Origin of the sequence: Rhodococcus sp. BE178 (assembly GCF_050433545.1) — a bacterium.
In the GTDB taxonomy this organism is placed as follows: domain Bacteria; phylum Actinomycetota; class Actinomycetes; order Mycobacteriales; family Mycobacteriaceae; genus Prescottella.
In genome coordinates this window covers 1-5,208 of sequence record NZ_JBNPXA010000034.1, presented here as the reverse complement: position 1 = coordinate 5,208, position 5,208 = coordinate 1, and the positions used below count along the sequence as shown (strand labels likewise).

4 protein-coding genes and 1 pseudogene are annotated in these 5,208 nt (G+C 69.3%); 3 read left to right on the top strand and 2 right to left on the bottom strand.

The features are described 5' to 3' along the window. Positions 1-100, top strand: a pseudogene (locus tag J2X34_RS28330) (IS481 family transposase); the annotation flags it as partial. 87 nt (positions 101-187) lie between these two features. Here the strand turns inward: J2X34_RS28330 and J2X34_RS28325 are convergent. After that, positions 188-1,063 carry an alpha/beta fold hydrolase gene (locus tag J2X34_RS28325; RefSeq protein ID WP_429520348.1) on the bottom strand — a complete coding sequence of 292 codons (876 nt, stop codon included), beginning with the start codon at positions 1,061-1,063 and terminating at the stop codon, positions 188-190. A gap of 132 nt (positions 1,064-1,195) precedes the next feature. On the opposite strand from J2X34_RS28325, the gene J2X34_RS28320 reads away from it, so the two are divergent. After that, positions 1,196-3,052 carry a galactan 5-O-arabinofuranosyltransferase gene (locus tag J2X34_RS28320; protein ID WP_429520349.1) on the top strand — a complete coding sequence of 619 codons (1,857 nt, stop codon included), beginning with the start codon at positions 1,196-1,198 and terminating at the stop codon, positions 3,050-3,052. On the opposite strand, the gene J2X34_RS28315 is transcribed toward J2X34_RS28320, so the two are convergent. Next, positions 3,053-4,474, bottom strand: coding sequence for an FUSC family protein (locus tag J2X34_RS28315; protein ID WP_429520347.1), 1,422 nt, complete (start codon positions 4,472-4,474; stop codon positions 3,053-3,055). A 76-nt stretch (positions 4,475-4,550) separates the two neighbouring features. On the opposite strand from J2X34_RS28315, the gene J2X34_RS28310 reads away from it, so the two are divergent. Further along, positions 4,551-5,066 (top strand): MarR family winged helix-turn-helix transcriptional regulator, encoded by a 516-nt coding sequence (locus J2X34_RS28310; RefSeq protein WP_114724557.1) that lies wholly within the window; start codon positions 4,551-4,553, stop codon positions 5,064-5,066. The last annotated feature ends 142 nt before the right edge of the window (positions 5,067-5,208 follow it).

Sequence of the window (5,208 nt, the reverse complement as noted above, 5' to 3'; positions counted from 1 at the left end):
GATGCATCACTACAATCACCACCGACCCCACACCGGGATCGGCGGCAAGTCACCCATCGACCGCGTCGGCGTCCACAACGTCCCCGGGAACTACAACTAGGGCGTCACTGCCCGCGTTTTGCGCACTTATCGTTGTTCGTGGGGCCCTCCGGACAGCGATAAGTGCGCAAAACGCGAGTAGCGGCGGTCAGGCGGAGGCCGCCCAGGCGGACAGCACCGTCCGAATGCCGGTGACCAGCGCGAGCGGCTGGTCGATCATCGCATGGTGCCCGGCGTCCGGGATCTCGGCGACGATCGCCGACGGACCGAACCGCTCGCGCATCTCCGCCATCAGCTCGGGCGAGACGATGCCGTGTTCGGCGCGGAAGTACGCAATGGGGCACCGCGGCTGCGCGACCGCCAACGTGTTGCCGCCGGAACGGGTGAACACCGCCGGATCGAACTTCCACGACCAACCGCCCTCGACGGCCGTCAGCGACGTCTCGGCGACGTGCTCCCGCACGCCCGGCACGCCGCTGTCCTGTGGCGGCACGAACCGGAACCGCGAGAGTGCCTCGCCGCGATCGGCGTACACCTTCTTGGGTCCGAATGCGGCCTTGCGCCGGGCCGCCTCCTCCTCGGGCGTGCGCTGACGGATCGGCGAGTCGATGATCTGCACACCGGCCAACCGATCGCCGTGCAGATGCGCCGCGACGAACGCGACGATGCCGCCCATGCTGTGACCGACCACCACCGGCCGCCCCTCGATGCCCGACGCCCCGACCACCGCGGCCACCTCGTCCGCCCACAGGTCCAGCGAATACTGTTCGCGCGTACCGCTGTCACCGTGACCGCTCATGTCGAGGGCGACGACGCGCCGGTCTCCGGCCAGCTGCGGGCCGATGTGATCCCACCACCTCGAGTGCGCCGCACCGCCGTGGACCAGGACGATGCCCGGGCGGCCGGCCTCGCCCCACGCCCGGAACCGCACCTTGGCGCCGTCGACGTCGACGCTGCCGGTCTCGACCGGAGCCGCCAACGCATCGAGGAACCACCGCGGGGTCTGCGCCTGCTCGTCGCTCATTCCTCGAACCTACTGAACACCGATTCGCGCGTCGCACCCAAGTAAGCTCGGGCCGTGTCGCAATCAGGAGCCGCCCCCCTCGTAGAGCCGCGCGTCGCCCCTGCCCGACGGGCTGCCGGCACCGCGGTCGAGATGCTGCTCGCGGCCGTGGTCGCCGCGATCGTGGCCGCGGTGGGGCTGTTCGCATTCGGCCAGGTGTCGTGGCCCGCGTTCCCGTCGTCGAACGTCACGCAGGCCGTGACAACGGTGGGGCAGATCGTCACGATCGCCGTCCTTGCCGTGAGCGTGCTCCTCTATCGAGCGCGACGGTGGGTCCGCGCGGCGACGGTGCTGTCGTGGGCCGGACTTTCCGGATTTGTGACGGTCACGCTCGGCATGCCGTTGAGCGCGACCAAGCTGTACCTGCACGGGGTCTCGGTGGACCAGGAGTTCCGCACCGAATACCTCACGCGCCTCACCGATTCCGCGGCTCTGCACGACATGACGTACGCGGATCTGCCGCCCTACTACCCGGCCGGCTGGTTCTGGATCGGCGGACGGGTCGCGAACCTGCTCGGTATGGACGGCTGGGAAGCGTTCAAGCCGTATGCGATCGCGTCGATCGCCGTGGCCGCCGTGCTCGCGCTGGTCTTGTGGAACAAGCTGATTCGCGCCGACTGGGCTGTCGTGGTGGCCCTCGCGGCGGCCGCGCTGACGGTCGCGTACGGCTCCGCGGAACCGTACGGCGCGGTGATCGCCGTCCTGATCCCGCCGGTGCTGGTGCTCGCGTGGGGTGGCCTGTACCGGCCGGAGAAGTCGACACAGACCCGCAGCGGTGGATGGGGCGCCGTCGTCGGGACGGGGCTGTTCCTCGGTGTCGCAGCCGCCTTCTACACCCTGTACCTCGGCTTCGCGGCATTCGCGGTCACGCTCATGGCGATCGTCTCGGCCGGCCTCGCCGTCCGCGCGCAGGGGTCGTGGCGTGCGATGCTGGATCCGCTTCTGCGACTGATCGTCACCGCGGCGATCGCGATCGCGATCGCCCTCACCGTGTGGCTGCCGTATCTGCTAGAGGCCCTGCGCGGCACCCCGGCGGACAGCGGCACCGCGACGCACTACCTGCCCGACTCCGGTGCGCACCTGCCGCTTCCGATGCTCCACTTCTCGCTCGCCGGCGCACTGTGCATGCTGGGCACGATCTGGCTGGTCAGCCGGGCGGCATCGTCGCGCCGGGCGCAGGCGCTCGGCATCGGCGTGATCGCGGTCTACCTGTGGTCGCTGCTGTCCATGACGGCCACCGTCGTTGGCAGCACGCTGCTGTCGTTCCGGCTCGAGCCGGTGCTGATCCTGCTGCTCGGCACCGCCGGAGTGTTCGGCTTCTTCGAGTTCTCCCGCTGGCTGGTCCTCGCGACCAGCGAGAACCCCCGCGTCAAGGCCTCGATCGTCGTGATCGGGCTCGCCGGGTTGATCGCCTTCACGCAGAACATCCCCCAGGTCCTCGCGAGTGACATCACCATCGCCTACACCGACACCGACGGTGACGGCGTTCGTGCCGACAAGCGGCCTCCCGGCGCGGCCGCGTACTACGGCGACGTCGACCGCATCATCACCGAGCAGCGCCCGGGCGAACGCCACGACACCGTCGTGCTGACCTCCGACACCAGCTTCCTCAGCTTCTACCCGTACTTCGGTTTCCAGGCGCTCACGTCGCACTACGCGAATCCGCTCGCGGAGTTCCGCGAGCGCGCGGCGGCCATCGAGAGCTGGACCGAGCTCGAGACACCCGACCAGCTGATCGCCGCGCTGGACGAAGTGCCGTGGCGCGCACCGGATGTGTTCGTGTTCCGCAAGGGCTCCGACGGCTACACCCTGCGGCTGGCGGAGGACGTCTACCCCAACGACCCGAACGTCCGGCGATACAGCGTCACGTTCCCGAAGGAGCTGTTCGACGATCCGCGTTTCACGATCGAAGAAGCGGGCCCGTTCGTCGTGGTGAACCGGGTCGGCTGATCAGGCCAGGTGGTGACGGTCGGCCCGGCTGACCGTCACCGCGGCGATGACCACCCCGATCACGACACCGATGAGGGTGTCCACGACGCGGCTGATCCCCGCGTCGGGGGAGATCGGTGACGTGAACCCGATCAGCAGCAGCGCCATCGGGGTGACGGCCAGCGTCGTGAGCCCGTAGTTCACGAGCACCATCAGTTCCGCCGCGATCTGCAGCACGACGACCACGGCGACCATCTGCCAGTAACCCAGGCTGGCGGCAAGGAGTACTGCGGCGATGAGGGCGCCACCGATGTTGCCGAGCAGACGCTGGATTCCGCGCTGCACCGTGTGCGTGAAGTTGAGTCCCTGCAGCACCGCGATCGCACCCATCGATGCCCACAGGGGATGTTCGACGCCCACGGCCATCGCGATCCAGCCCGATGCCGCGGAGGCGAGAAGGACCCGGACCGCGGTGTGCCGCACCTCGCCGGACCGGAGACGGGAGACGCCGGTCGCGAGGACGCCGTGCGGCGTCGGCAGCTCCGATCGACCCGACGACCGGTCGTCGGCCACCCCACCGAGGACGCTGGCGCGCTTGAGCTTTCGTAGCTCCCGTTCGTGCAGCGCGATGTCCCGGACGAGGGTGACGTCACCTTCCGCGACCCACAGCTCGACGGCGTCGTCCGCCATGTCCAGCAGGGCCGCGAGGTCGCGCGCATGCACGTGTTCGGTCCGCGAACGTCCGCTCGCCGCAAGCACTTCACGGGCCCGCGCGATTGCAGCCTGCGCGGGAGCGACGCCGTCGGCGCCGACACGTTCGAGGGATCCGACGGCCACGAGAGCCCGTGCCGCCGCGAGACGCGCGGGACCGAGCGGCAGGATCAGCGCCGGCAGCATCGCCGCGATCCAACCCACCAGGACGCCGACGGTAGTGGCCGCAGTGGCTGCGGCGATGTCCGATGCGGACGCGGTGTAGCCCGCGGCCCCGGTGGCCGCGAACACGAGGATCACCGGGCCGGGCCCGAGCAGTCGGAAGGCGTTCATGTACGCCGACGCGACACCAGCGGCGAGGGACAGCACGCCCACCTGCGCCCACATCGGCAGCCCGGCTGCACCGAGCGCGCCACCGAACGCGACGAACACGATCAGCGCGACGCCGACCAGCGCGACCTTCCCGGCCAGCCGCGGGTACGGCTCGTACCGGCCGAACGCCGACGACAGAGCACCGAGCGTCGCCAGGCCGGCCAACTCCTGGAACCCGAGCAGTCCACCGCCGACGAACACGACCGCAGAAGCGAGCCCCACCCGCAGCGCAGGCGCGATGGTCGCGTCCGCAGCCCGCACCTCGAACGCACGACGCCACGTTCTGGGCGAAACGGAATGAGCGAGGGCGCTGCGCGCGTGATCGATCCTGGTGGTTCGGGACGTATCGAGTGCTGCCACTCGCCCCAGTCTACACGCATTACTTCACGAGTAAATTACCAATGAAGTGAGTTTGGCACACCGATAGGATGGGTGTGTGGATTCGACCGACAGTCCGGAACGCGATTTCATCGACAAGGTTCGCCAGGAGTGGGCCCTGTCCTACCCGGAGGTCGACACCTCACCGATCGAGGTCATCGGCCGGATCACCCGCATCAGCTCCCAGGCACTGCATCGACTCGAGCGGGCGCTCGGCGACAGCGGGGTCTCCCGCGCAGAGTTCGAGGTGCTGTGCGCCCTCGCCCGCAGCGATCGTCCACTTCGGGCCAGTGAGGTTACGGCCGTGACGATGGTCAGCGGCGCCGCCACCACCAAGCACGCCGACCGACTCGTCAAGATGGGTCTGCTGGAACGCCGGCGCTTCGAGCGCGACGGGCGGGTGGTCCTGCTCGCGGTGACCGACGCCGGACGCGCGCTGGTCGACGCCGAGTTTCCGGAGCGCGTCGATCGTGATCGCCGACTTCTCGACGGGCTCGATGAGGACGACCGCGCCCAGTTGGCCCGGCTGCTACGTCGCATTGCGTACAACAGCGACGCAGCCGACCGCCCGTAGGAACCCGCATCCCGCTCTCGCCGTCTGCCGGGCGGGAGGGGTTTTCGGACATGCGGAAATGCCGAAGGCCCCCACCCTGATGGGTGGGGGCCTTCGGTGAAAGGGTGTTCGGCGGTGTCCTACTCTCCCACACCCTGTCGGG